Source organism: Cupriavidus sp. Met-2, from assembly GCF_049843575.1.
In the GTDB taxonomy this organism is placed as follows: Bacteria; Pseudomonadota; Gammaproteobacteria; order Burkholderiales; family Burkholderiaceae; genus Cupriavidus; species Cupriavidus metallidurans.
In genome coordinates, this window is record NZ_JBBHZL010000003.1 from 97,808 (window position 1) to 122,573 (window position 24,766).

24 protein-coding genes are annotated in these 24,766 nt (G+C 63.5%); 12 read left to right on the plus strand and 12 right to left on the minus strand.

What is annotated here, in order from left to right:
* Positions 1-2 precede the first annotated feature (2 nt).
* The 3 genes from WD006_RS08895 (at position 3) to WD006_RS08905 (ending at position 2,693) form a co-directional block, all read left to right on the plus strand.
* Positions 3-1,295 carry a gallate dioxygenase gene (locus tag WD006_RS08895; protein ID WP_029306938.1) on the plus strand — a complete coding sequence of 431 codons (1,293 nt, stop codon included), beginning with the start codon at positions 3-5 and terminating at the stop codon, positions 1,293-1,295.
* Positions 1,296-1,384: 89 nt separating this feature from the next.
* Positions 1,385-1,816, plus strand: coding sequence for a rubredoxin (locus tag WD006_RS08900; protein WP_080711365.1), 432 nt, complete (start codon positions 1,385-1,387; stop codon positions 1,814-1,816).
* Between the two features lie 289 nt (positions 1,817-2,105).
* Positions 2,106-2,693 (plus strand): GNAT family N-acetyltransferase, encoded by a 588-nt coding sequence (locus WD006_RS08905; RefSeq protein WP_011518231.1) that lies wholly within the window; start codon positions 2,106-2,108, stop codon positions 2,691-2,693.
* A gap of 34 nt (positions 2,694-2,727) precedes the next feature.
* Here WD006_RS08905 and WD006_RS08910 read toward each other — a convergent pair whose 3' ends face one another.
* Complete coding sequence (locus tag WD006_RS08910) at positions 2,728-3,204, minus strand: aromatic-ring-hydroxylating dioxygenase subunit beta (RefSeq protein WP_011518232.1); 477 nt, start codon at positions 3,202-3,204, stop codon at positions 2,728-2,730.
* Between the two features lie 322 nt (positions 3,205-3,526).
* Between WD006_RS08910 and WD006_RS08915 the strand changes: the two genes are divergently transcribed.
* Positions 3,527-4,489, plus strand: coding sequence for a LysR family transcriptional regulator (locus WD006_RS08915; RefSeq protein ID WP_011518233.1), 963 nt, complete (start codon positions 3,527-3,529; stop codon positions 4,487-4,489).
* Here WD006_RS08915 and WD006_RS08920 read toward each other — a convergent pair.
* A complete protein-coding gene (locus WD006_RS08920) occupies positions 4,470-4,670 on the minus strand; it encodes a YgaP family membrane protein (protein WP_029306941.1) in 201 nt (66 codons plus the stop codon). The two genes, WD006_RS08915 and WD006_RS08920, sit on opposite strands and share 20 nt — an antisense overlap.
* A gap of 53 nt (positions 4,671-4,723) precedes the next feature.
* Positions 4,724-5,041, minus strand: coding sequence for a hypothetical protein (locus WD006_RS08925; RefSeq protein WP_029306942.1), 318 nt, complete (start codon positions 5,039-5,041; stop codon positions 4,724-4,726).
* 154 nt (positions 5,042-5,195) lie between these two features.
* Here WD006_RS08925 and WD006_RS08930 point away from each other — a divergent pair, with 154 nt between their 5' ends.
* Positions 5,196-5,726 (plus strand): flavodoxin family protein, encoded by a 531-nt coding sequence (locus tag WD006_RS08930; protein ID WP_017512007.1) that lies wholly within the window; start codon positions 5,196-5,198, stop codon positions 5,724-5,726.
* A gap of 100 nt (positions 5,727-5,826) precedes the next feature.
* On the opposite strand, the gene nfsB is transcribed toward WD006_RS08930, so the two are convergent.
* Both nfsB and WD006_RS08940 read right to left on the minus strand, forming a co-directional pair.
* On the minus strand, positions 5,827-6,480 hold the full coding sequence (gene nfsB, locus WD006_RS08935; RefSeq protein ID WP_029306943.1) for an oxygen-insensitive NAD(P)H nitroreductase: 654 nt from the start codon (positions 6,478-6,480) through the stop codon (positions 5,827-5,829).
* An 81-nt stretch (positions 6,481-6,561) separates the two neighbouring features.
* Positions 6,562-7,026 carry a hypothetical protein gene (locus WD006_RS08940; RefSeq protein WP_011518237.1) on the minus strand — a complete coding sequence of 155 codons (465 nt, stop codon included), beginning with the start codon at positions 7,024-7,026 and terminating at the stop codon, positions 6,562-6,564.
* A gap of 133 nt (positions 7,027-7,159) precedes the next feature.
* Here WD006_RS08940 and WD006_RS08945 point away from each other — a divergent pair, with 133 nt between their 5' ends.
* Positions 7,160-8,068 carry a LysR family transcriptional regulator gene (locus tag WD006_RS08945; protein WP_029306944.1) on the plus strand — a complete coding sequence of 303 codons (909 nt, stop codon included), beginning with the start codon at positions 7,160-7,162 and terminating at the stop codon, positions 8,066-8,068.
* Positions 8,069-8,151: 83 nt separating this feature from the next.
* A complete protein-coding gene (locus WD006_RS08950) occupies positions 8,152-9,912 on the plus strand; it encodes a SulP family inorganic anion transporter (protein ID WP_011518239.1) in 1,761 nt (586 codons plus the stop codon).
* Between the two features lie 102 nt (positions 9,913-10,014).
* Here the strand turns inward: WD006_RS08950 and WD006_RS08955 are convergent, their stop codons facing one another.
* Positions 10,015-11,001, minus strand: coding sequence for a Bug family tripartite tricarboxylate transporter substrate binding protein (locus tag WD006_RS08955; RefSeq protein ID WP_008641121.1), 987 nt, complete (start codon positions 10,999-11,001; stop codon positions 10,015-10,017).
* Positions 11,002-11,238: 237 nt separating this feature from the next.
* Here WD006_RS08955 and WD006_RS08960 point away from each other — a divergent pair, with 237 nt between their 5' ends.
* On the plus strand, positions 11,239-11,709 hold the full coding sequence (locus WD006_RS08960; protein WP_011518242.1) for a nucleoside deaminase: 471 nt from the start codon (positions 11,239-11,241) through the stop codon (positions 11,707-11,709).
* On the opposite strand, the gene WD006_RS08965 is transcribed toward WD006_RS08960, so the two are convergent.
* A complete protein-coding gene (locus WD006_RS08965) occupies positions 11,710-13,596 on the minus strand; it encodes a methyl-accepting chemotaxis protein (RefSeq protein WP_011518243.1) in 1,887 nt (628 codons plus the stop codon). It lies immediately after the preceding gene.
* A 343-nt stretch (positions 13,597-13,939) separates the two neighbouring features.
* On the opposite strand from WD006_RS08965, the gene WD006_RS08970 reads away from it, so the two are divergent.
* A complete protein-coding gene (locus WD006_RS08970) occupies positions 13,940-15,469 on the plus strand; it encodes an EAL domain-containing protein (RefSeq protein ID WP_227874020.1) in 1,530 nt (509 codons plus the stop codon).
* Between the two features lie 56 nt (positions 15,470-15,525).
* The gene (locus WD006_RS08975) at positions 15,526-16,863 is read left to right on the plus strand and encodes a nucleobase:cation symporter-2 family protein (protein WP_011518245.1); all 1,338 of its coding nucleotides are present in this window, start codon (positions 15,526-15,528) and stop codon (positions 16,861-16,863) included.
* A gap of 82 nt (positions 16,864-16,945) precedes the next feature.
* On the opposite strand, the gene WD006_RS08980 is transcribed toward WD006_RS08975, so the two are convergent.
* Positions 16,946-17,431, minus strand: a complete 486-nt coding sequence (locus WD006_RS08980; RefSeq protein WP_017512617.1) for an LEA type 2 family protein — start codon at positions 17,429-17,431, stop codon at positions 16,946-16,948.
* Positions 17,432-17,624: 193 nt separating this feature from the next.
* On the opposite strand from WD006_RS08980, the gene WD006_RS08985 reads away from it, so the two are divergent.
* Both WD006_RS08985 and WD006_RS08990 read left to right on the plus strand, forming a co-directional pair.
* Positions 17,625-18,824 carry an acyl-CoA dehydrogenase gene (locus tag WD006_RS08985; protein ID WP_029306946.1) on the plus strand — a complete coding sequence of 400 codons (1,200 nt, stop codon included), beginning with the start codon at positions 17,625-17,627 and terminating at the stop codon, positions 18,822-18,824.
* A 23-nt stretch (positions 18,825-18,847) separates the two neighbouring features.
* Positions 18,848-19,993: an acyl-CoA dehydrogenase family protein gene (locus WD006_RS08990; protein WP_011518248.1), complete on the plus strand. Its 1,146-nt coding sequence runs from the start codon at positions 18,848-18,850 to the stop codon at positions 19,991-19,993.
* Positions 19,994-20,145: 152 nt separating this feature from the next.
* Here WD006_RS08990 and WD006_RS08995 read toward each other — a convergent pair whose 3' ends face one another.
* From WD006_RS08995 to flgM, 4 genes are all read right to left on the minus strand, one after another.
* Positions 20,146-22,389 (minus strand): NADP-dependent isocitrate dehydrogenase, encoded by a 2,244-nt coding sequence (locus tag WD006_RS08995; RefSeq protein WP_029306947.1) that lies wholly within the window; start codon positions 22,387-22,389, stop codon positions 20,146-20,148.
* A 367-nt stretch (positions 22,390-22,756) separates the two neighbouring features.
* A complete protein-coding gene (locus WD006_RS09000) occupies positions 22,757-23,788 on the minus strand; it encodes an FUSC family protein (protein WP_029306948.1) in 1,032 nt (343 codons plus the stop codon).
* 121 nt (positions 23,789-23,909) lie between these two features.
* Positions 23,910-24,374, minus strand: a complete 465-nt coding sequence (locus WD006_RS09005) for a flagellar protein FlgN (RefSeq protein WP_029306949.1) — start codon at positions 24,372-24,374, stop codon at positions 23,910-23,912.
* Between the two features lie 7 nt (positions 24,375-24,381).
* Positions 24,382-24,702 carry a flagellar biosynthesis anti-sigma factor FlgM gene (gene flgM, locus WD006_RS09010; RefSeq protein ID WP_017510998.1) on the minus strand — a complete coding sequence of 107 codons (321 nt, stop codon included), beginning with the start codon at positions 24,700-24,702 and terminating at the stop codon, positions 24,382-24,384.
* Positions 24,703-24,766 lie beyond the last annotated feature (64 nt).

Here is a 24,766-nt window from a genome sequence, read left to right on the forward strand (position 1 = left end):
CCATGGCCACCATCATCGGCGCAATCGCCTCATCCCATACGCCAACCATCGGATTCGCGCTCGACGCGGGCAAGCAACAGGACCCCGCCTGGGCGCCGATCTTCGCGGCCTATGCGCCGGTGAGCGAGTGGCTCGCCAGGAAAAAGCCCGACGTGCTGCTCGTCGTCTACAACGATCACGTCACGTCGTTCTTCTTCGATCACTATTCGGCCTTTGCGCTGGGTATCGGCGATAACTACCATGCTGCCGATGAGGGCGGCGGCCCGCGCAACCTGCCGCCTGCGCGCGGCCACGTCGAACTGGCGCGGCACGTCGGAGCATCGCTGGTGGCCGATGAGTTCGACATGTCGTTCTTCCAGGACAAGCCGCTCGATCATGGTTGCTTCTCGCCGATGTCGGTCATGCTGCCGCACGAGGGCGAGTGGCCCGTGAAGATCCTGCCGCTGCAGGTGGGCGTGCTGCAGTTCCCGGCACCGTCGGCGCGTCGTTGCTACAAGCTCGGACAGGCGATCCGCCGCGCGGTGGAGAGCTACCCGGAAGACCTCAAGGTGGCGATCGTCGCCACCGGTGGTCTGTCGCACCAGGTGCATGGCGAGCGTGCTGGCTTCAACAATACCGCGTGGGATCACCAGTTCCTCGACCTGTTCGAATCCGATCCCGAGTCGCTGCTAGACATCACCCATGCCGAGTACGCGAAGCGAGGCGGTTTCGAGAGCGCGGAAGTGGTCATGTGGATGGTGATGCGTGGCGCGATGTCGAGCCGTGTCCGCTGCCTGCATCGTGATTACTATCTGCCGTCGATGACCGGCATCGCAGTGGCGGTCTACGAGAACGAATCCGCCGACGCCCCCGCGCTGCGAGAGGCGCGTGCCGAACGCCAGCGCGAGCACATTGGTCATCAGTTGCACGGGATCGAGCAACTGGACGGGACGTACCCGTTCACGCTGGAAACCAGCGTGCGCGCATACCGGATCAACCGCTATCTGCATCAACTTATCGATCCGGCATTCCGCGAGCGATTCCGCGCCGATCCGCTGGCAACCTACGACGAGGCGGCCCTGACGCCGGAAGAGCGCGACATGATCACGCGCCGCGACTGGCGCGGCATGATCCACTACGGCGTGATTTTCTTCCTGCTGGAGAAGCTTGGCGCGGTCTGCGGTGTCTCGAACCTGCATATCTACGCGGCGATGCGTGGCCAGTCCCTTGAAGACTTCCAGAAGACGCGCAATGCGCCGGGTGCGCTGTACTCGGTGGCCGGTAGCGGCAGCGCTTCATGGAGTGCGAAGTCCTGACCGGACGATGTCGGGGGCTTGAATTCCGGCGCAATGCCGCCATGTGCGAGGCTATTTTTGACTCGCACCAGCCCCCGCTCGGTTTCCGTATGTACAAGAAAGGCACTTCCGTCGAAATCCAGTTCTCTCCGCAACGGCTGAACGACGCCGCAGGCGATCCGTACTGGGTGGACCTGACCATCGACGAGGCCCAGGCTCTACTGGCGCAGCTTCAGGCACATCTGGCACTGGCCGCGTCGGGTACCACCGCGCCGCTGGTGTTCAGTCTCGAAGGGCCGCCCGTGCAGGCTGACATCGCGCCCGCCCGCACGAAGGCAAACGCCGAAGAAGAGCCTGCCGCAAACGCCGAGAGCGAATTCAAGCAGTGGGTCTGCATCATCTGCGGCTGGGTCTATGACGAAGCGGCCGGGTTGCCCGAGGACGGCATCGCACCCGGCACGCGCTGGGAGGACATTCCTGCCGACTGGCGCTGCCCCGAGTGCGACGTCGGCAAGGAAGACTTTGCCATGGTGGAGTTCTAGGCGGCGCCATCAAGATCATTCGGGGAGACCTTCAGAACAGGGCATCCTTGTTTCAGCGGCCGATTCATGTGCGCTACTCTGCGCTACCCATTCGTTGCCACCGGGTGACGTGGAGAACAATTCCACGCGGCCTGACAATGGTGGCATGATCGGCCTGCCGTCGTGCCATGCGGCAAGGCGGTTCGAGGGCCTTGACGCTGGGTGATGGGGCATCGGTGACTGGTCGATTGGTCGTGTGACCGGGAACCCTCTGGAACCCGAAGATCCGAAGAGACGGAGCCTGCTGAACATGGAACCTGTCCCCACCGCTCGCCTGCGCCTGCGTCAGTGGCGCGAGGAAGACCGCGTACCGTTTCGCGCCATCAATGCGGACGAAGAGATCATGGCGTTCTTTCCGTCGACGCTGTCTGATGCCCAGAGCGATGCGCTTATGGACCGTATCCGTCAGCATCACGCGCAGCATGGCTTCGGGCTGTGGGCCCTCGAGTTGCGCGAAACGTCGACCTTCATCGGATTCACCGGACTGGCGATACCGTCGTGGGCTCCCCCATTTGGGCCATGCGTGGAGATTGGCTGGCGTCTCGCGCGAGAGCATTGGGGACGCGGCTATGCCACGGAGGCGGCTCGCGCGACGCTGGATTTCGGATTCGGCGCGTTGCGGCTTGCCGAGATCGTGTCCTTCACTGCGGCGATCAATCAGCGTTCGGAACAGCTGATGCAGCGGCTTGGCATGCATCACGCGGCCAGCGACGATTTCGATCATCCGGCACTGCCTTCGGGGGATCGCCTCGCCAGGCATGTGCTCTACCGCCTGTCCGGCGCCCAATGGGATGGAAGCACTGGCACGGGCAGCAGGATCCCTGACCCGGGCAAATGATTCGATCCGTGTTTCGTGCGGCTGATGCGCTGGCTCAACGGCTCATGCATCGGCCTGCGAGCAAATCCGGGATCGCCCTCCTTTCAAGAATGCAGACGCGCGACGCGAACTTCAAGCCTGCGTCGGTGCGCGCAATGGTGTCCAGGTAGCGTCCGACGCTGTGGATGGCCGACGTATCGTCGGGCGTGGTGCGGAAGACCGCGTAGCTGGTCTCGGTGCGGATCTGGCTACCGCTGTCCTCCAGAATGCGCGGGATGCCGACCTGCTGCCTGTAATGGAGATCCTGGGCGCCTATTCCGTTCGCACATGCCTTTTCCATGAGCAGTCCACAGCTCTCGAAAGCGGGTGTTGCCATCGGCAAGCCGCATATATGAGCCTCATGCGACTGCGCATTGCACACACATTGTTCCAGGAAGAATTCGGGCCATTTCTCCCATTGCTTGTTATCGAGCGCGGCAGTGTAATCGGCGTAAAGCAACAGTACTTGCTGCCAGGTTTCGACGGTAGTCATCCTCAATCTCCAGGTCGTGGCCCACCCTGATGGTGGGGAGTTGCCACGGACGTTTGCTTCAGGTTCCGCGAGACTGGCGTTGCCAGTTTCGGCGGTGATGCGGTTTGGGGCCTGTCGTATCGCCTTGCGTCGGTCGTGTGCCGGCGTCGCGAAATACGGTGATTGGATCGAACGTCCACAGCACTGTTTTTGCTGGTTTTTTGTCCGGGCACCATAGTGCCGTTAACTACGGCGTTGACAATAGGGGCCCGGTTGAATTGCACTATCACCGTTAGTGATAATGCAGCGGTAGTGCCTGATAAATCGGGGTGGAGACGTAGTAATGGAACTGCAGGACATCGATCTGAACCTGCTTGTCGTATTCAATGAATTATTGCGTCAACGCAAAATGTCCGCCGTGGCGCGGACGCTTGGGATCTCCCAGCCAGCTGTCAGCAATGCGCTGAATCGCCTGCGCAAATTACTGGACGATGACCTGTTTCTGCGGACGTCGAAGGGCATGATCCCCACGCAGCTTGCTGGCACGCTAGCCGGGCCTATCACCGAAGCGCTCGATGTCATCCACCACTCGCTCAACGCACGCGCCACGTTCGACCCCTTGACGAGCACGCGAGCGTTCACCGTGGCCATGACCGATATCGGCGAGATCTATCTCTTGCCAGGCCTGATGGAGCGGCTTGGCAAACTGGCGCCAGGGGTGAAAATCAGCACGGTGTGCATACACGGCGACTCACTCAAGGGCGCAATGGAAAGTGGTTGTATCGATCTGGCGATCGGATTCCTGCCAGGCCTGACGGCGGGCTTCTTCCAGCGCCGGCTATTGTCGCAGCAGTACGTGTGCATCTTTCGGAAAGGGCACCCGCTTGGCCGAAGGGATATGACGCTGGAAGCGTTCGCCATGGCGGATCGTGTGTCGATCAGCGCGGAAGGCACGGGCCACACCAGGGTGGATGCGGCAATCCAGCAGGCGGGTGTGACGCGGCGCTCGCGGCTGAGCGTGCCGCATTTCGCGGCGCTGGGTCATATCCTTCAATCGACCGATCTGATCGCGGTGGTGCCACAGGCCTATGCGGAGCGCGCGCTGGTGTTGTTCAACCTGGTTTCCGCGCCGTGTCCGGTGAAGATATCCGAGATCAGTGTCAACGTGTTCTGGCACGCTACCCGTCACCGGGAGGTGGGCAACCAGTGGCTGCGGAACGTGATATCCGACAGGTTCGCGGTTTGCCCGATTCCTGAGGCGACGATGTCGCCTCAGGGTTTGGTGGTCAACTGCCGCGGCGAGTGATGGGGCAGGTGTTGAAGCCGAACACGCGATAGAGCGGGCAGTATCCGAGTAGACCGGTCACGAGCGGCACCGCGCCGATCCATCCCCAGACGCCGATCTGATCCGTCAGGGTCAAGGCAATCAGCACGACTCCGATGACGACGCGCACGAGGCGGTCAAGGGTTCCAGCGTTTTTTTGCATGAGCGTTCCAGTCAGGTGGGAGGGGTGACGGATATGCGTGGCTTTGGCGCGGGTTACTGCTTGGCAGCCTGGCCTTCGGTGTATGGGTCGAATTTCCCGGCGTGCGCCGCGTCGTCAGCGCCCTTTTTCTGCGGAGTCAGATTGGACTTCGTCTGCGCACCTTCCGAATAGGGATCGAACTTGCCGCTGCGGGAAGCACTATTCTTTTGTTTGCCAGACTTGGCGGGTGCCTGTGCGTCCTTTGTCACCGGCGCGTGCGCGCCGCCGTAGAGGTCGCCGCCATCGGTGTAGTTCTTCTGCGCGCTGGCTGGAAGCGAGGTCAATGCCACGGCTGCGGCGGCAATGGCCAGGAAGTATGTGTTGCGATGCATGACGGCCTCTTGTGTCTGAGCTGCAAGATTGTGTCTCGAGTCTAGACACTAGGCCTGATCGCAGATTGACGCACGTCAAACACGTGACAACGTCTGCCGCTAGGCTGACAGATGAAATCTGTCAGCGCCATCCATTCGGCAATCAGGAGACAACATGGCTGAAAACCTCGTGATCTTTTACTCCCGCACCGGCACCACGCGACAAGCTGCCGAAATGCTCGGCTCGCGCCTGGGCTGGCGCGTAGTCGAACTGCGTGACGCGGTCAGCCGGGCGGGCTGGTGGGGAGATTTGCGTTGTGTCCTGGACAATCGGCTGGGCCGCAAGGTTGGCTATCGCTATGACGGTCCGCCGCTCGATACCTGCGGCAGCGTGGTGGTGATGGCGCCGGTCTGGGTGGAGCATCTGGCGGCGCCGATGCGGAGCTTCCTGCAGGACCAAAGCAGCTACAAGGGGCCGCTGGCGGCAATCGCGGTGATGGCCGCGCGCGGCGGATTCCGTGCGGCCGAAGAGGTGGCCACGGCGATGGGCCGTCCGCCGCATCCGGTCATGGTGCTGCTGCAACAGCAGGTGACCACCGGTGAGGCCAAGGCCGATCTCGACGAATTTGCTCGCATCCTGCAGCGCGACCCGCGCGCCGGAGACGCCGCGCCGCGCTCGGCGTGGCTGTCGCCGAACGAGGCATGAGCAGGAACCCATCCGCGCGCGTATCCCCACGCAAGGACGCCAGCATCGTCGTGCTGGCGTCCCTTAATGACGCCCCAAATGACGTTCTCAGTGGCGCCCGTTACAGGAACGTGAAGACCTCTTCCTTGCCGAGCCGCGACTTGGGGAGGTCAGCGTTGAAGTCCTGCTCGCTGCCGTAACCGAGCGACACCAGCACGAGACTGGTATAGCCACGCTCGCGCAGGCCGAGTTCCGCATCGAGGATGTTGCGATCGAAGCCTTCCATCGGCGTGGCATCCACGCCAAGTACCGCGGCGCCCGTCAGCAGGCTGCCGAGCGCCAGGTAAACCTGGTTCGCCATCCACTGCTGCACGTCGCGAAACGCGAAGCGGTGCAGGTCGACGAAATATCGACGTCCCTTGTCCTGCCCCGCCTTCGCGCCTTCCGCGGTAAAGCGGCCATCACGCTCCTCGGCTTCCAGCAGCTTGTTCAGGTGGGCGTTGTCCATGTCGGCGCGCACGGCCAGCGCGATCACATGCGAGGCATTCTCGATCCTCGGCGCGTTGGCGCTGTAGCCACCGCTGGCGGCACGCGCCACGCGTGCCCGGGCCTCCGGCGTGGACGCCACCACGAAGTGCCACGGTTGCGAATTCACGGATGACGGGCTCTTGTGCAGCACGGCCAGCAGTTCGTCGATGACGTCTTGCGGAATGGCGCGGCCCGGCTCATACGCCTTCACGGTATGGCGGGTGGCGATCATCTCCGACAGCTTCATGGCTTTCATGGTGTTTCCTCGTTCAGGTGGATGCGATGTTGGGGAAGGGGGGATAACGGGTACCTGGCGCGGCTAGCGAATTCAGATGTCGCTAGCGTCCGGCGCGCGCCGCTCGGCGCTGTACTGGTGACTGGTGGCGATGTCCGGATCGCCCGGCACATCGAGCTCGACCACCAGTCCGCCGGGCAGTGGCACAAAAATCTGGATGGTGCCGTCGGCGGGAACATGGGCCACCCGGAAACGCAGGCCGGCTGCCTGCAGGCGGGCGATGACGTCTGTCGCCCTGGCCTGGCTGCGGAACGCGATATGGCCCATGCGGACTTCGCCGCTGCTGGCTGACAGCGAGTCGTCGTCCACCGCGTGCACCATGGCCTGGTCGCCCTCATAGAGCCACAAGCCCGGGAAAGGGAACGGCGGCCGATACCCGGGATGCATGTCCATCACGCCTTCGAACAGGGCGCGCAACGCATGATCGGCACCGATCGACACGTTGAGGTGGTCGAACTGCCAGGCGTCGCGCGGGCTGGCGGGATGTGCGGGTTCCATGGCGCGTCCTTCGAAGTGATGGGGATGGCGAATGATCCCACTACGCAGTCGATTGAAAAACTGGGCTTCACTTGTACCCGTATTCAAATAAAATTTGAAGATCACCTCAGATCGGCCCTGTGCCTCGACGCCCATGAGATTGCTTCAGGAACTCGATATTTTCGTGCGCACCGCCGATAACGGCAGCCTGTCCGCCACCGCGCGGGCGCTGGACCTGACGCCGGCGGCCACCAGCGCGGCGCTCAAGCGGCTGGAAGGCGAACTGGGCGTCCAGTTGTTCGTGCGCTCCACACGCACGATGCGGCTGACCCGCGAGGGCGAGCAGTACCTGGCGCAATGCCGGCCCGCGCTCGAGGTGCTGCAGCAGGCAAGCCGGGATCTGGCTACCGGCAACCAGGCGTTCCAGGGCGTGGTCAGGTTGTCGGCCCCGTCTGACTTCGGACGCAACCTGCTGCTGCCCTGGCTCGATGCGTTCCAGGACCGCCATCCCCTGGTCGAATTCCGGCTGCAGTTGACGGATCGCATGGCGAATATCTACAGCGATCCCGTCGACGTGGCCTTCCGTTATGGTGAGCCGCCGGATTCGAATCTCGTGGCGGTGCCGGTGGCAACGGGCATCCACAGGGTGCTATGCGCTTCGCCGGGCTATCTCGCCAGTCACGACATGCCGCAAACGCCATATGACCTGTCCGCGCATCGCTGTCTCTGCTACATGTTTGGCGATGACGTGCATGATCGCTGGCGCTTCGCGCGCGAAGACGGCGAGACACTGACCGTGCGCGTCAAGCCGGCCAATGTTTCGAACGATGGGGACGCCGTGCGTCGGTGGGCGCTGGCCGGCAAGGGCATCGCCTACAAGGCCTGGTTCGATGTGGCCGACGATCTCGCGGCGGGTCGCCTGCGTGCGTTGTGCACCGAGTGGACGGCCGAAGCATCGCCGCTGTACATGGTCGTGGCGGGGCGTTCGCAACTGACGCCGCTGCTGCGCGGGTTGCGCGATTTCGTGGCCGAACGGGTGGAGCGACTAGTCGCGCGGTATTGATGATCCACATCTATGCTTAGGGATGTATGGCCATGTCTTGCCGAATCCCCACGGTGCATCGCAACTAGAAAAGAGGACCGACCATGCTATCCGACGGCCGCAACCCAGGCGCCTCGCGTAAAGCGCGGATCCCCAATTCCTGGCTGCGATGGCTGCCGGGCGTGGCGATGGCCCGGGACTACCAGGCAAGCTGGCTGCCACGGGACCTGACGGCGGGGCTGGTCCTGACGACGATGCTCGTGCCGGTTGGCATTGCCTATGCGGAAGCGTCAGGTGTGCCAGGCGTCTACGGCCTCTACGCGACCATCGTGCCGCTGCTTGCCTATGCGGTATTCGGCCCCAGCAGGATTCTCGTGCTCGGCCCCGATTCGGCGCTGGCGGCGCCGGTGCTTGCAGTGGTCGTCCAGATGTCCGGTGGTGATCCGGCGCGCGCGATCGCGGTGGCCAGCATGATGGCGATCGTCTCGGGGCTGTTCTGCATCGTCATGGGTCTGCTGCGGCTGGGCTTTATCACCGAGCTGCTGTCCAAGCCGATCCGCTACGGCTACATGAACGGGATTGCGTTCACGGTGCTGGTCAGCCAGTTGCCGAAGATCTTCGCCATCCGTGTGGAGGACACCGGGCCGTTGCGGGAACTGGTGCTGTTGGGCCAGGCGCTGGTTGCTGGCCAGGTCAACTGGTATAGCGCCGCGGTTGGGGCAGGTAGCCTGGTGCTGATCCTCGCGCTCAAGCGTTTCGAACGCGTGCCGGGCATCCTGATAGCGGTGATCGTGGCAACGCTGTGCGTGATCATGTTCGACCTGGACCAGATGGGTGTGAAGGTGCTGGGTTCGATCCCGCAGGGTTTGCCGGCCTTCGCGGTGCCCTGGGCCAGCGGTCTCGACTTCGTCAAGATCGTGGCGGGTGGCTGCGCCGTGGCAATGATCGCCTTCGCGGATACCAGTGTGCTGTCCCGCAGCTTCGCGGCCCGGCACCATCACCGCGTGGACCCGAACCAGGAGATGGTTGGCCTTGGCGCCGCCAATCTCGCCGCGGGCTTTTTCCAGGGCTTCCCGATCAGCAGCAGCGCGTCACGCACGCCGGTGGCCGAGGCGGCCGGCGCGCGGACCCAGTTGACTGGCGTGGTGGGCGCGCTGGCTGTCGCGGCGCTGCTGGTGGTGGCGCCTGACCTGATGCGCTATCTGCCAAACAGCGCGCTCGCGGCAGTGGTGATTGCCGCCGCGCTGGGGTTGTTCGAGTTCGCGGATCTGAAGCGGATCTATCGCATCCAGCAATGGGAGTTCTGGCTCTCGATGGTCTGCTTCGTGGCGGTTGCCGTGTTCGGTGCGATTCCCGGCATCGGCCTTGCGGTGGTGCTCGCCATTATCGAATTCCTTTGGGACGGCTGGCGACCCCACTACGCGATACTCGGACAAGTCGAGGGCCTGCGCGGCTACCATGACCTGGAGCGCTATCCGCACGGCAAGCGGATTCCCGGGCTTGTGCTGTTCCGTTGGGATGCCCCGTTATTCTTTGCCAATGCCGAGCTGTTCCAGGAACGCCTGCAGGAGGCGATCGACGAGTCTCCAGCCCCCGTGTATCGCGTGGTGGTGGCCGCGGAGCCGGTGACCAGTGTGGATGTGACGTCCGCCGACATGCTGCGCGAGCTGAGTCGCACACTGGGCGAGCACGGTATCGCCCTGCATTTCGCGGAGATGAAGGACCCGGTCCGTGACAAGCTGCGGCGCTTCGAACTGATGGACGTGATCGGCGAGGACCGCTTTCACCCGACGGTGGGCAGCGCGGTGGATGACTATGTCGGCCGGCAGGGAGACTGGCCGGAAGCGTGGGGCCGGAACGAGTAGGGTGGGGTGATTGAAACAGCGCGCGACGCGGAGAGACTGCCCACGCTGCGCGGATACAGGCACAAGCACAGGCGCCGTGGCGGCGCCCGTACCTGTCAGTCGTCAGTCCAGCGTGATCTTGCCAGCCTTCACGATTTGCCCGTAGCGCGACGTATCGCGTTCGATCAGCTTGCGGAACTCCTCGGGCGTGCCGCCGACTGGAATAAAGCCCAGCTCCGTCAGCTTCTTCGTCACGTCGGGGTTACGCGTGGCGGCGGCGATCTCTTTCGCCATCCGGTCGATGATGGGCTGCGGCGTGCCTGCCGGTGCCAGCAGGCCCGTCCAGGAGCTCATCACAAAGCCCGGGAAACCGGACTCTTCCATCGTCGGGATGTTCGGCTCGCTCGGCCAGCGCTTGGCCGATGCCACGGCCAGCACGTTGATCTTGCCCGACTTCACGTGGGGCATCGGCACCAGCAGCGGATCGAACGCCATCGAGATCTCGCCCGAGACCAGCGCGGGCAGGATCGGGGCGCTGCCGTTGTACGGAATGTGGGTCATCTTGACCTTCGATTCCATCGCCAGCCGCTCGCCCGTCAGGTGCGCCGAACTGCCGATGCCGCTGGAGCCGAACGTCAGCGTATCCGGATGCTTCTTGCCGTAGTCGACCAGTTCGGCCACGGTCTTGACCGGCAGCTTCTTGCTGGAGAACAGGAACAGCGGCAGTTCAGCCATCTCGGCGACCGGCGCCAGGTCGGTGGGCTTGTAGCTCAGCTTCGAATACAGCGACATGTTCGCGCTGTACGCGGCCAGCACGGACACGAAGGTGTAGCCATCGGGCGCCGAACGGGCCACCACGCCGACGCCCAGCGTGCTGTTGGCGCCCGGCTTGTTCTCGATCACGATCGGCTGGCCAAGGCTTTGTGAAACCTTCTCGAACACCACGCGCGCAACGGTATCGGTGGAGCCACCCGGGGTATAGGGCACGATCACCTTGATCGGCTTGGCCGGCCATGCGTCGGCGGCGATGGCGCCGTGGTGGATGGAAAGGCCGGCAACGGCAATGGCTACAACGCGCGCAATGCGCGAGGCTTGATGCTTGATACGCAAGACGTCATCTCCTACTTTGATTCTCTTTATTGCGTCCGCATGGCGGAACATATGCAGCCGATGGGATCGGCGCGGGTCATTATCGGGGACGCATCCACGCAATGGCGTGTCAACGACGGTCAAAAACGGATGCGCTGCAATGCAAATGTGCGATAAGCGAACGAAGCGAGGATGCGTCGTCCGCGGTTACCATTGGCCCGCCGCCAGAGCGGCAATCCATAAAGAGCAGGAAGCAACATGAACACGAATCACGCGGAACGATATCTGGGCGAAGCCATTGAGCTGGCTCGCACCAACCTGGAACAGGGCGGCCGGCCGTTCGGGGCCGTCATCGTGAAGGACGGTGAAGTGATCGCCACCGGCGTCAATCAGATCCTGAGCACCAACGACCCCACCGCTCATGCGGAACTGACGGCCATCCGCGCCGCCAGCCAGAAGCTCGGCAGCCCCAGCCTGGATGGCTGTGCCGTGTATGCCAGCGGACATCCTTGCCCAATGTGCATGGCGGCGATGCGGATGGCGGGCGTGAAGGAAGTGACCTACGCCTATTCGAACGACGATGGCGAGCCATACGGTCTTTCCACCGCGGCCATCTATGCTGACCTGGCGAAGCCGTTCGCCGAGCAGTCGATGAAGATCCGGTACATGCCGGTGCGGCCGGCATCGTGCCCGGATCTTTACGCGGAATGGAAGCGCAGGGCCGGCTGATCAGGCCTGCAGCAGGCGTTCGTCCAGCTTGAACACGGCGACCACGCGATTGAGCACGGTCGCCTGATCCTCGAGCGATTTCGCGGCGGCGGCCGCCTGCTCCACCAGCGAGGCATTCTGCTGGTTGGTGCTGTCCATCTCGGTAATCGCAAGATTGATTTCGCCCAGGCCGCGGCTCTGTTCGCCGCTGGCCTCCGCGATCTCTTCCACCAGCGTGCTGACCTGCTGCATCGCCGGCACGATCTGCTGCATGGCATCGCCGGCTTCATTGACGAGCGAGCGTCCGGTACGAACGGCTTCCTCGGTGCCGACGATCAGCGTCTTGATGTCCTTGGCGGCGTTTGCCGAGCGCTGTGCCAGTCCCCGTACTTCTCCCGCCACCACGGCAAAGCCGCGACCATGCTCGCCGGCACGCGCGGCCTCCACGGCTGCATTGAGCGCCAGGATGTTCGTCTGGAATGCGATGCCCTCGATGGCGTCGATGATGCTCGACATCTGGCCCGCGCTATGCGTGATCGTTTCCATGGTCGATACCGCGTTGGTCATCATCTCGCCGCTGCGGCGCACGTCCATGGATACCGAGGCTGCCAGCGCGCTCGCGCGGCGCGCGGTGTCCGCGTTGGTGGCCACGGTGGCCGTGAGCTGTTCGGTGGCGGAGGCGGTTTCCTCCACGCCCGCCGCCTGATTCTCCGTGCGGGTGGACAGGTCGTGATTGCCCTGCGCGATTTCGCGTGTCGCATCCGCGATGGCCACCACGCCTTGTCGAACATCTCCGATCGTGCGATTCAGTGATGCGACGAAGCGGTTGAAGGCATCCGCAAGCCGGCCAACCTCATCCTGCGAGTCCACCGGCAGCCGCTGGGTCAGGTCACCGTTGCCCGTGGCGATCGCGTCGAGCGCGCTGGCCACGCGACCGATCGGCGCCACCAGCGCACGGATCACGAAATAGAGCACGATGACGCCGAGCAGGCTGCCCGACAGGCCCGCGGTCACGGCCGCGATGATCGACGAGTGGCGAATCTCTTCGAGAACCTCGGACTTGGGCACCTGCGCTACCACGTACAAGTCCAGCTCGGGCACATAGGATGCCGCAACGATTCGCTTGCCTTCCGGGGCATCAACCTCCGTGTGCGCGAACGGCTGCCGCGCGAGCAGCGTCCGCGCGGCATCAGTGGTGAAGCCTGGCAGGTCCGCCAGCGGCGTGCCGGCCTCCGCCAGTCTCGCATCGCGATGCATCAGTACGTTGCCATCGGCGCGAGCCAGGAAGATCGAGCCGGTCCTGCCCAGGCGATATCCGTTGATCGTCTCGGCCAGATGATTGATGGAAAGCCCCAGACCCGCCACGGCGAGCTTGCCATTACCGGCTTCCGCGCGCGCATTGATGAACAGCATGTAGCTGTCCGAATTGCGATCCTTGTCCAGCGACAGCTCGTAGGGTTTGCCGCGTGAGAGAAAGTCGAAGAGCCATTTGTCCCCGGCGGAATCCGCCTGCACGGTGCGGTCCACGCCTTTCTCCGTGAGGTACTTGCCCTGGCTGGCCGATACCCAGAAGACCGCGTCCGCCTGATTGCGTGACTTGATCTCCGCAGCGTAGCGACGCCACGTCGGCACGTAGTCGTCCGCGAGTCCGTTGCTCTCCCAGTCACGCAGCATCGTGTTGCCGGCCATTGCCTGCGCGGCGGCCAACGGGCGTGCGATCTGATGCAGCATGTCATTGCGAATCTCGCCGACGATCGCCGGCAATTCCAGATCGACCACGCGCTCCTGCAGCCCCTTGCTGATCTGCCACAGGATGAGCATCGCGGTCATTGTCACAACGAGCAGGAGGCAGGTGATTGTGCTCAGGATGAGCTTGCGTTGAATTGTCATACCGCGAAGCAGGCGCATGAATTGTGGTCCTCCTGTGTGGTCTTCGATTGTTGTCATTGACTGTCGGGAGCGGGCGAAGAAGCAGCCCCGGGGGAACGCCCCATATCCCGATCCGAAGCGCTAACGGATGCCGGGCGGACTTTATTGAGCATCAATATGTCATTTCTCAAATGCAGCGGTGTCATGTCCCGAGCCGTCAAGCTATTGTCCCCAGTGGTTAAGCGTCGAACCGCCGTAGTGCATAGATTGATCGGCTCAAAAAAAACGAATCGAGGTGCGGATGAGGGGGCTGATAACAAGGATCGTGACCTATGCGGCGCTTGCACTAGCCTTCATGCTTCCCGTCTGTGCCTCTGTCTGGATGAGTTACCGCCTCGCGCTGAGCGAGCAGCAGCTGCACACCGGCATCCTTGCTGCGGAGGTCCTGTACCGGGTCCACGTCTTCAGCGAGCAGAACTTGCGTATCAATGCGGCCCTGAGGCGGCATGGCGCCACATCTCCATGTTCCCCGGACAACCTTGCGCTGATGCGCAACCTCGCCGTCGGCGCAAGCTATCTGCAGGTGGTGGGCTATGTCGAAGGCAACGTGCTGCAATGCTCGTCCTACGGGTACGGAGACGGGGACGCGGGTATCCCGATCGGTCCGCCAGCCTACCGAAGCCGTCTTGGCAATTGGGTGCGGACGTCCGTGAAGTTGCCGTTCGATGAGAGCCGGCGATACATTGCGCTGACTGACTCGGTCACCGGCTATTCGAGCTTGGCGCTGCCGGACATGCTTCTCGACACCGGCGGCGGCGGTCGCGGCTTCGCGATCGCGCTGGTCGCCATTTCCAACAGACAGATCGTCGTGCAACGCGACCCGATAGACCTTGGCGGCATGCCGCCACTGATTCGGGAACGCGGCACAATCACGTGGCAGCACCGTGGCGCCACGGGGTCGGTCAGCCTCTCTCCCTCGCGTGACTATGCAGCTGTCGTGATGTCCCCGGCCAGCGCGCTCCACACCAACTGGCGGAATGTCGCGACGTGGCTGGTACCGTTCGGCGCGTTGCTCGGCGGTGCGCTCGTGGTGCTCGCGCGCCTGGGGCTGCGTCGGCGGCATGGGTTGCTGCGGCAGCTTGATCGCGCACTACGTGACGATGAACTGTCCCTCGCGTACATGCCGATTGTCGAACTGGAAAGCGGGAAATGGATCGGCGCCGAAGCGTTGATGCGCTGGTGCCACGACGGGCAGTGGATCGCGCCCGACAAGTTCATCCCGCTGGCGGAGCGGCATCACCGCATCAGGAAGCTCACGAACAGAATGCTCGATCTGCTCGTCGCCGACGCACAGGCGTTACCGCGGGACCTTGCCCGTGCGATGTACTTCTCGGTCAATCTGTCTGCGGAGGATCTGGCCGCTTGCGCGATCGCGCAACGCGTTGCCGATGTCAGGCAAGCGTGTGGCGTTGACGGCGTGATGGTCGAAGCCACCGAAGGTGTGCTGCTCGAAGCCAGCCGCGTCATCCCGAACATCGAGCGGTTACGCAAGCTTGGCATCCGCGTGGCGATCGATGATTTCGGCACGGGCTACTCGTCACTCTCGTACCTTGGCTCACTGGACGTGGACTACATCAAGATCGACAAATCGTTCGTGTCGGCCATCGGCACGAACTCGGTCAGGGGGCATGTCGTGGCGCACATCATCGACATGGCGAAGGACGTCGGCGTCGCGGTGATTGCCGAAGGTGTGGAGACCCAGGAACAGGCGGACTATCTCATGGCGCGCGGCGTGCGATACGCGCAAGGGTGGTTGTTTGGCAAGGCGATGCCGATGCAGGATTTCGTTTCCGCTATTAGGATGCATAATTTGTATTACAAAAATTGTATGCAAAAGCGACAGGTTCTGTGATAAAAACCCGAGGACAAATTCGGCTATGACCGGATCAACCGAGGAGACCCTGAAGCATGGAGACGTTGCTTTATAAGGTCGAGGATCGTCCACCGATCCTGACGACCGTGCTGCTTGCCGCACAACATCTGCTCGCCGCGCTTGGCGGCATCATCGCCGTACCGCTCGTTCTGGGCGGCGCGCTCAAACTTCCCCCAGATCAGATCGTCGCGCTTGTGAATGCCGCGTTGCTTGGCTCCGGCATCGTCACGATCATCCAGTGCAAGGGTGTCGGTCCCGTCGGCATTCGACTGCCCTGCGTCATGGGCACCAGCTTCACGTTTGTTGGCGCCGGCATCAGTGTTGGCCTCGAGCATGGTGTGCCAGGCATTCTCGGCGCATCGCTGGCCGGATCGTTGGTGATGATTGTGGGCAGCTTCTTCATGCCGACAATTCGCAAGCTGTTTCCGCACACGGTGACAGGTGTCGTCGTCACAATGATCGGTCTGTCGTTGACACCGGTTGCAATCGATTGGGCAGCGGGTGGCGCGGGTAGCGCCAACTACGCGGCGCCCGGCTCACTGGCGATTGCAGGCATCGTGCTGTTGCTCGTGATCGGCTTCGTGCAATGGGGCAAGGGCATCGTGTCGGCGTCGGCCGTGGTGCTCGGCATCATGATCGGCTACCTCATCTGCCTGGCGCTTGGCATGGTGGACTTCTCGCAGCTTCATGATGCGCCGGTCTTCGCGCTGCCGCAGCCCGCGAGCTTCGGCATGAAGTTCCCGATTTCCGGTATCGCCGCGATGTCCCTGGCGTTCCTGGTCACCATCGTTGAAACGACCGGCACGTTCATGGCGCTAGGTTCGGCGACGCGCACGCCGATGCCTGGCAAGACGCTGGCGCGCGGCATTCTTTGCGATGGTGTCGGCTCCGCTTTCGCGGCGCTGCTGTCTAGCCCCCCCGTCTCGACGTTCGCGCAGAACGTGGGCGTGGTCTCGCTGACCGGTGTCGCCAGCCGCCATGTGGTGGCGTTGACGGGCGGGATGCTGGTGCTTGCGGGGCTGTTCCCGGTGCTCGGCGCGCTGGTGGTGACGATTCCGCAGCCCGTGCTTGGTGGCGCGGGCCTGATGATGTTCGCGATGATCGTGTCGGCCGGCATCCGCATGCTGGGCCATTCCGCACCGACCAAGCGCAACAGCCTGATCATCGCCGTGTCGATCGGCTGCGGTCTGGCCGTGACGATCCGTCCAGATCTGCTCGCCAAGCTGCCTGCGTTCGTGAAGGAAGTATTCGGTTCCGGGATTACCGTCGGCGCGCTGGTGGCCGTGGTGCTCAACCTGTGCCTGCCGGGCCGCGAGGTCGATGCGATAGACGAGGAAGTCGAAGGCGAGACGCTGGTGCAGGAGCTTGCCTGAGGTGATCAGCGGAAGATAATCGTGCTTGATCGGCGCCCCGGAGCAGCGATGCTTCGGGGCGTTTGACTTGTGGGATCAGCACTCAAGTGCCCCCTGTCGGCAGCGACAGCTTTCCATGATCGGTGAAGCGCGTGCCGCCAGCAAAGCCGCCTGCCAGTCGTCCGCGCACTTCATATGGAATGTTGCCCGAACTCACGCCGCCGGCGAAGGCGAACGCCTGACGCACGGCGGAGAACGCGGGGACGGTCAATGGCACGTCGATCACCGTTTCGCCGAACCGGGGCACGGTCCCGCTCTGGTCACTGACACCGCTGGCGAAGGACTGGCCGTTCAGGTCCAGTTCCAGTGACACCCCGTTGTATTCGATCGGCGCATCGTTGGGATTCTGGATGCGCAGTTTGACGTTGAAGCGCATCTCCAGCCCTTCGCCCGGTATCGGTTCGACACCAGCTACGGCAACCCGCAGCGGTTCCTGACCCGTCAGCGCCGCGCAGCCGCCGAGCCAGGCAAGGATGCAAAGGCAGAGGACGTAGAGGCGAATGGAACGCCGTGTGTCGGGAGCCTGCATGGTGGGCCTCGTCTGGAGAGTCTGCGGGTGAGGATTAGTGTAGTGCTTCCGGCGAGACCCGGCATATGGAATAGCGAAGTCATGTGGCGACGGGGCCTGGCGCATATTGGCCCCCCCACCAGTAGCGGGGGGCTGTCTTTCAACGTCTGGCCGCTTACTGTGAAGTCCATTGGCTTGATCAGGAGAGCTTCAGATGGATTTCCGACCCGACCCCAGCCTGCAGGCATTCCGGCAGGAGGTGCGCGAGTTCCTGCGCGAGAGTCTTCCCCCCGACCTGCCGCGCCGCAAGGGTGGCTTTCGCTCCCCACGCGCGGATTTGGCCCGCTGGCAGGGGATCCTGCACGCCAAGGGCTGGGGCGCGCCGTACTGGGCCAGCGAGCACGGCGGTACCGGCTGGACCGTGCCGCAGCGGCTGATCTTCGACGAGGAGTGCAGCGCCGCGGGCGCGCCGACGCAGGATGGCTTCGCGCAGAAGCTGGTGGGGCCCGTGCTGAACTATTTCGCGACGCCGGAGCAGCGGGCCGCCCACGTGCCGGCGATTCTCGCCGGAAAGCGGATGTGGTGTCAGGGCTTCTCCGAGCCGGGTTCCGGGTCGGATCTCGCTTCGTTGCGGACCCGCGCCGAGCGCGATGGCGATCACTACGTCGTCAATGGTCAGAAGATCTGGACCAGCTATGGGCATGAGGCCGACTGGATCTTTCTGCTGGTGCGTACCGACACGCAGGTGAAGAAGCAGGCCGGGATCAGTTTCCTGCTGGTGGACATGAAGACGCCAGGCATCACCGTGCGGCCGATCATCAGCATCGACGGCGCGCATCATCTGAACGAGACGTTCTTCGAGGACGTACGGGTACCCGTGAGCAACCTCGTCGGCGCCGAGGACGAGGGGTGGAAGCTCACCAAGTTCCTGCTCAATAACGAGCACGCGTCGACGGCGGACCTGCCGACGCTGCAGCGATTCCAGCGGCAATTGCGTGCGTTGGCTGCCACGCGGGGGGCGGGCGGCGGGACCTTGATCGGCCGGCACGAATTTGCCCTGCGCCTGGCGCGCCTGGAGGCCGAGTTGCAGGCGATCACGGTGATGGTGCAGCGTGTGGCGGCCATGGAGGCGGACCATAGTCCCGCCGCTCACGCGATGGGTTCGATCCTCAAGGTGCGAGGTACCGAGCTGCAGCAGAAGATGAGCGAGTTCCTTGTCGAGGCGCTCGGCGACCATGGCGCGGTGGCGTATCCGGGATCGCACGCGGCCACGGCAGGCGCCCGGTCGCTGCCGATGCAGGAGGTGGCGCAGTCCATCGCGGCCGACATGCTCTTCCGGCGGGCCACCACGATCTACGGTGGTACCAGCGAAGTGCAGCGCGGCATCATCGCCAAGTCGCTGTTTCAGTTCTGACCCGACACGAGTGTTCCATATCCATGCATTTCAAGCTGAATGATGCGCAGCAAATGCTGCAGGACAGCGCCCGCCGCTTCGTCGAGAAGGCATATGCATTCGAAGCCCGCACCGCGTTGATCCAGGCGGGCCAGACTGGCGGTACCCGTCACTGGCAGACCTTTGCCGAGAACGGCTGGCTTGCCGCCGCGCTGCCGGAGACTTGCGGCGGCCTGGGCGGTTCGGTGATCGACACCGCCCTGATCGCGCAGGAACTCGGGCGTGGCCTGGTGCTGGAGCCATTTCTGGGTAGCGGCGTGCTGGCCACGCAGACGCTGCTGGCCGCAGCCACGCCGAGCCAGAGAGAGGCACTGCTGCCATCACTGGCCGAAGGGACACGACGTTACGCGCTTGCGTACAGCGAGGCCGATGCGCGTGGAATGCCGGAGATCCTTTCGACGTCTGCCGAGGCTGGCACGGACGGCTACACGTTGCGTGGCACCAAGACGCTGGTGCTGGGCGGTGTGGACGCCGATGCCTTCATCGTGTCGGCGCGCCTTGCCGATAGTGGGGAGCCGTCTGCGATCACGCTCTTTCTCGTCGACGCCGGCACGCCGGGTCTGACGTGCCACGCGCTGCCACTACATGACGGCACATGGGCGGCGGAGCTGGAGATCGATGGGGCGCGCGTGCCGGCTTCGGCCATGCTCGGCCAGCCGGGCGAAGGTTTGCGGGCATTGCGCCACGGGTTGGCGCATGCGACGGCGGCGCTGTGCGCGGAGCTTGTCGGCGGCATGGAGAAAGCCGTCGAGGTCACGGCGGATTACCTCAAGGTGCGCAAGCAGTTCGGCGTGCCCATCGGCAGCTTCCAGGCGCTGCAACACCGCATGTCCGACATGGCCGCGGAGATGGAGCTGGCGCGTTCCATGCTGTTCTCGCTACTGGCAGCCATCGACCATGAGGACGAAGCCACGCTGTTGCATCGGGTTTCCCAGGCCAAGGCGTTTGTCGGCCGTGCTGCCCGGTATGTCTGCGGGCAGGCCATTCAGTTGCACGGTGGCATCGGCATGACCGACGAGTACTTGATCGGCCACTACTACAAGCGCGCCATTGTTGCGGATTTGATCTTCGGCTCGGCGGATCGGCACGAGGCAATCTGCGCCGAGGCCATTCAGGCGGCGATGGCGTGATCGCGAGATGGGGACCGACGGCGCGTTAGCCCGCTCCTAAGTCGGCAGAGCATCAAAGAAAAAGCCCCGGAGCATTCCTGCTCCGGGGCTTTTCTGTTTTCAACCACCACCGCCAGCCAGAACTACCGGGCCAGCGGCGAGGCGAGCGCGACTTAGGCCTTCACTGCCGCCAGCGCCGAGTTCAGCGTCTGGCTCGGGCGCATCACGGCTTCCAGCATGGCGGCGTCCGGCATGTAGTAGCCGCCGATGTCCACCGGCTTGCCCTGCACCGCGCCGAGTTCGCCGATGATGGTCGACTCGTTGTCCGTCAGCGTCTTGGCCAGCGGCGCGAAGATCTTCGCCAGCTCGGCGTCGCCCTTCTGCGCGGCCAGTTCCTGGGCCCAGTACATGGCCAGGTAGAACTGGCTGCCGCGGTTGTCGAGCTGGCCGGTCTTCGGCGACGGGCTCTTGGCGTTGTCCAGCAGCTTGCCGGTGGCGGCGTCCAGTGTCGTGGCCAGGATCTTGGCGCGTTCGTTGCCGGACTTGATGCCCAGCTCTTCCAGCGACACGGCCAGGGCCAGGAATTCACCCAGTGAGTCCCAACGCAGATGGTTCTCTTCCACCAGCTGCGCGACGTGCTTCGGTGCCGAACCGCCCGCGCCGGTTTCGTACATACCGCCACCTGCCATCAGCGGCACGATCGACAGCATCTTGGCGCTGGTGCCCAGTTCCATGATCGGGAACAGGTCGGTCAGGTAGTCGCGCAGGATGTTGCCGGTCACCGAGATGGTGTCCAGGCCGCGGATCACGCGCTCCAGCGTGTAGCGCATGGCGCGAACCTGCGACATGATCTGGATGTCCAGGCCGTTGGTGTCGTAGTCCTTCAGGTACGTTTCCACCTTCTTGATCAGCTCGGCCTCGTGCGGACGGTACGGGTCCAGCCAGAACACGGCAGGCATGCCCGAATTGCGGGCGCGCGTAACGGCCAGCTTCACCCAGTCGCGGATCGGGGCGTCCTTGACCTGGCACATGCGCCAGATGTCGCCTGCTTCAACCTGCTGCGTCAGGGCGGTCAGCACTTCGCCGGTGGCGTTGTCGACGATGCGGGCTTCGCCGTCTTCGGGAATCTCGAACGTCTTGTCGTGCGAACCGTACTCTTCGGCCTTCTGGGCCATCAGGCCGACGTTCGGCACCGTGCCCATCGTCACCGGATCAAACGCGCCGTTGGTCTTGCAGAAGTTGATGATCTCCTGATAGATGCGGGCGAACGTCGATTCCGGAATCAGGCACTTGGTGTCCTTCGTGCGGCCGTCCGCGCCCCACATCTTGCCGCCGATACGGATCATGGCCGGCATCGATGCGTCGACGATCACGTCGTTCGGCGCGTGCAGGTTCGAGATGCCCTTGGCCGAGTCCACCATCGCCATTTCCGGGCGATGTTCGTGGCAGGCGTGCATGTCGCGGATGACTTCCTCGCGCTTCGATTCCGGCAGCGTTTCGATCTTGGTGTACAGGTCGACCAGGCCGTTGTTGACGTTCACGCCCAGTTCGTCGAACAGCTTCTGGTGCTTGGCGAACGCATCCTTGTAGAAGACCTTGACGGCGTGGCCGAACACGATCGGGTGCGACACCTTCATCATCGTCGCCTTCACGTGCAGGCTCAGCATGACGCCAGTCTTGCGCGCGTCTTCCATCTGGTCTTCATAGAAGTCCAGCAGGGCCTTCTTGCTCATGAACATGCTGTCGATGACTTCGCCGTCCAGCAGCGCGACCTTCGGCTTCAGCACGATGGTCTTGCCGCTCTTGGTCAGCAGTTCCATGCGGACTTCGCGTGCGCCGTTCAGCGTGATCGACTTCTCGCCATGGTAGAAGTCGCCGTGCTTCATGTGGGCGACGTGCGTGCGCGAGGCCATGCTCCACTCGCCCATGCTGTGCGGGTGCTTGCGCGCGTAGTTCTTGACGGCGGCAGGCGCGCGGCGGTCCGAATTGCCTTCGCGCAGGACCGGGTTCACGGCGCTGCCCAGGCACTTCGAGTAGCGCTTCTGGATGGCCTTCTCTTCTTCGGTCTTCGGATCTTCGGGGAAGTCGGGGATCTTGTAGCCCTTCGACTGCAGTTCCTTGATCGCGCTGATGAGCTGGAACACCGAGGCGCTGATGTTCGGCAGCTTGATGATGTTGGTGTCCGGGTCTTGCGTGAGCTTGCCCAGTTCGGCCAGGTTGTCCGGCACACGCTGTGCTTCGGTCAGGAATTCGGGGAATTCGCCCAGGATACGGCCAGCGACCGAGATGTCGCTGGTCACGACGTTCACGCCGGCCGGGCCAGCGAACGTGCGGATGATGGGCAGGAAGGCACTGGTGGCCAGCAGCGGAGCTTCGTCGGTTAGGGTGTAAATGATGGTTGGCTGCTGGTTGCTCATCGCTTATCTCGCATCAGATTCGGGTTGGGAAATGCCTCTTCCGGGTCGCGGTTCGAGGCAAGACTCGAATTTTGCCTGATTTTGCATGGCGGAGGTGCAATCCTTCATGTGAAATTTACGCAATGTATGCAGCCGCATTCACCATCGGTCTGGCTATCACCCCGTCTTCATGCTGCCATTTGCGTTCAAAATCATCGATTTAGCCAATGACAGGAATCGATGAAAAACCATCATTCTTATATCTTATAGAAGAGTCCGACTGGCGGACTCGGGAATAATGGCTCGTCCATGTGCCTCAAGGCGCATTTTTTCGATTTGGATGGGCGGACAGACACGTTCACTGGAATCGGCATCACGGGCCGGTTGCTCAGTGCGTGCCGTTGTATGGGAAGCGGCTCTGCCGGGCCATTTGCGCAAGGTGATCGCGCAGATGGCCGATCTCGGCGGCCAGGTGCAGCGTCAGGAAGGTATGGGAGCTGTGGCCGATCGAGGGGTCATCCGGATGCGGTTCGGGCAGCGGCAGGTTCAGTTGCACCATGGATTCGTCGCCGGACTCGAGCGCGCTGGCCATTTCCAGCAGCAGATCGCGGATGTGGCGTTCCTCGTCCGTCGGCTCGGCCGCCACGGGGTCGATGGCCGCGAGCATTTCCAGCGCGCTGATGCAGACCCGCGCGCTGTGTTGTACCTCTTCGAGATCGGCCGTCGGCACGCCCGTTTCCTTGGCGACCGATGGGATCAGGCTGCGCAACTGCACCAGCGACGCCGAGAGTTTCATCATGTCCTGCTGCCGCTCTTTCTCGTCCCGCATCCCGCGCGCGATCTTCGCGTGCACGGCCGCGCAGCTCCGCAGCATGCCGGCCAGCTTAAAGCGCCAGGAGTAGGACGCATAGGCAGGTAGCGCGAACGAGAAGGCCAGCGCGATCACCGTGCCGATCAGCACATCGAGCGTGCGCCACAGGGCATCCTCGACATGCTGGTTGCCATGGCCTGCCGTGATGACGACGGTAATGGCCGCCAGCAGCGCGATGTAGCCGCCCTTGCCCACGGCGTGGTAAGCGCAGTAGCCGCAGATCACGGCCAGCAGCAGCCAGGTAAGTACGGGGATGTGGAAATAGGCTTCCTGAAGGATCAGAAGCAGCCCGAGGAATGCGCCGATCACCGTGCCGGCGCCGCGCTCGGCGGCGCGCCGGCGGATATTGCCGTGGTGCTGCAGGCCGCCGATGACGACCAGAACGGTGATGGTGGCCCACTCACCGTGCGGGATGTGAATGCCGGTGGTGAGCGCAATCGAGACCAGCAGGGCCAGCGCCACGCGCACGGCGTGAAAGATGCGGGCCTGCCGGAATCGTCGGTCGGGGTCGAACAGCGCGCTGGTTGTCTTTCGCAGTGCCTCGAACATGGCGATCACCGAGAAGTGAACGCTTCGAGTGTATAGAGCGGAACCCGGGTTCCGCAATGTTTACATCCCGGCGCAGGAATACCTGGGTGCGGGGCCGCACCCGTCGCGGTCGGGGTGTGTGTCAGCCGGCGGCCAGACTGACGCAGCCCGCGGTGGCGCTTGCCTTGCCATTGCGGCCGTACATTTCGTTCGGGCCGGCACCGCCCTGGCGCAGTACCTGGATCGCTTCCTGCGTGAATTCCAGGTGCGCGTTGACGATGGCGCCGTTGAGTTCGTTGGCGTCGCGGGCCTTGTGGGCAAAGAACACCACCTTGCGCCACGCTTCGGCCACGCCGGGTTCGAGCGGGCCGCCGATCAGCAGTCCGCCGGCGCCCACGCGCAGCTTCAGCGCGATCATCTGCGCCTCGCGCGCGGCGGTGGCGCGGGTCAGCGCCTGAGCCAGTTCCATCTTCTTGCCGAGCAGATCGGTCAATGCCTGGAAGTCCTGTCGCTTGATGGCCTCGCGTTCATCCGCAAGGGCGCGGCCAAAGGCCGCAATGGCGCCGGCTTCAATCGAAAGGGTCTGGATCAGGGCTGCCTGGGTCATGTGAAGTTCAGGGTTTGCTGCCGCCCTGGCTTAGCTCATGAAGCGATGCGAGCAGGCCGTCGGCAATCTTGCTGGGATCGATCTGGATCCGGCCCTCCGCAATCGCCTTGCGCACTTCCGCAACCTTAGCGACATCGATATCACTGTCGCTGTCCTGCAGGAGGCGCGTGCCGATTTCCCGAACCTGCGCGGCCAGCGGGCTGACACGCACGCCGGTCAGGGCGGTGGGATCCGACGACGCGGCGGCACCGCTGGCGGCCGGACGGGCGCCGCCTTCGGATGCCGACGGCTCGGCGGGCCGGGACGAGGGGGAATTGTTGATCTTCACGGTGAAATCCTTGCTGGGTTCCTCTGGCTTATCGGATGCGCCGCCGGAAACTTTAGGTATTTCC

Coding starts and splice junctions, on each gene's coding strand:
- WD006_RS08950 (WP_011518239.1), top strand. CDS start 8,152: ATGCTATCCGACGGCCGCAACCCAGGCGCCTCGCGTAAAGCGCGGATC.
- WD006_RS08920 (WP_029306941.1), bottom strand. CDS start 4,670: ATGCAAAAAAACGCTGGAACCCTTGACCGCCTCGTGCGCGTCGTCATC.
- WD006_RS08995 (WP_029306947.1), bottom strand. CDS start 22,389: ATGAGCAACCAGCAGCCAACCATCATTTACACCCTAACCGACGAAGCT.
- WD006_RS09000 (WP_029306948.1), bottom strand. CDS start 23,788: ATGTTCGAGGCACTGCGAAAGACAACCAGCGCGCTGTTCGACCCCGAC.
- WD006_RS08990 (WP_011518248.1), top strand. CDS start 18,848: ATGCATTTCAAGCTGAATGATGCGCAGCAAATGCTGCAGGACAGCGCC.
- WD006_RS08975 (WP_011518245.1), top strand. CDS start 15,526: ATGGAGACGTTGCTTTATAAGGTCGAGGATCGTCCACCGATCCTGACG.
- nfsB (WP_029306943.1), bottom strand. CDS start 6,480: ATGAAGCTGTCGGAGATGATCGCCACCCGCCATACCGTGAAGGCGTAT.
- WD006_RS08960 (WP_011518242.1), top strand. CDS start 11,239: ATGAACACGAATCACGCGGAACGATATCTGGGCGAAGCCATTGAGCTG.
- WD006_RS08985 (WP_029306946.1), top strand. CDS start 17,625: ATGGATTTCCGACCCGACCCCAGCCTGCAGGCATTCCGGCAGGAGGTG.
- WD006_RS08970 (WP_227874020.1), top strand. CDS start 13,940: ATGAGTTACCGCCTCGCGCTGAGCGAGCAGCAGCTGCACACCGGCATC.
- WD006_RS08900 (WP_080711365.1), top strand. CDS start 1,385: ATGTACAAGAAAGGCACTTCCGTCGAAATCCAGTTCTCTCCGCAACGG.
- WD006_RS08895 (WP_029306938.1), top strand. CDS start 3: ATGGCCACCATCATCGGCGCAATCGCCTCATCCCATACGCCAACCATC.
- WD006_RS08915 (WP_011518233.1), top strand. CDS start 3,527: ATGGAACTGCAGGACATCGATCTGAACCTGCTTGTCGTATTCAATGAA.
- WD006_RS08945 (WP_029306944.1), top strand. CDS start 7,160: ATGAGATTGCTTCAGGAACTCGATATTTTCGTGCGCACCGCCGATAAC.
- WD006_RS08925 (WP_029306942.1), bottom strand. CDS start 5,041: ATGCATCGCAACACATACTTCCTGGCCATTGCCGCCGCAGCCGTGGCA.
- WD006_RS08905 (WP_011518231.1), top strand. CDS start 2,106: ATGGAACCTGTCCCCACCGCTCGCCTGCGCCTGCGTCAGTGGCGCGAG.
- WD006_RS08965 (WP_011518243.1), bottom strand. CDS start 13,596: ATGCGCCTGCTTCGCGGTATGACAATTCAACGCAAGCTCATCCTGAGC.
- WD006_RS08940 (WP_011518237.1), bottom strand. CDS start 7,026: ATGGAACCCGCACATCCCGCCAGCCCGCGCGACGCCTGGCAGTTCGAC.
- WD006_RS08980 (WP_017512617.1), bottom strand. CDS start 17,431: ATGCAGGCTCCCGACACACGGCGTTCCATTCGCCTCTACGTCCTCTGC.
- WD006_RS09005 (WP_029306949.1), bottom strand. CDS start 24,374: ATGACCCAGGCAGCCCTGATCCAGACCCTTTCGATTGAAGCCGGCGCC.
- WD006_RS08910 (WP_011518232.1), bottom strand. CDS start 3,204: ATGACTACCGTCGAAACCTGGCAGCAAGTACTGTTGCTTTACGCCGAT.
- WD006_RS08930 (WP_017512007.1), top strand. CDS start 5,196: ATGGCTGAAAACCTCGTGATCTTTTACTCCCGCACCGGCACCACGCGA.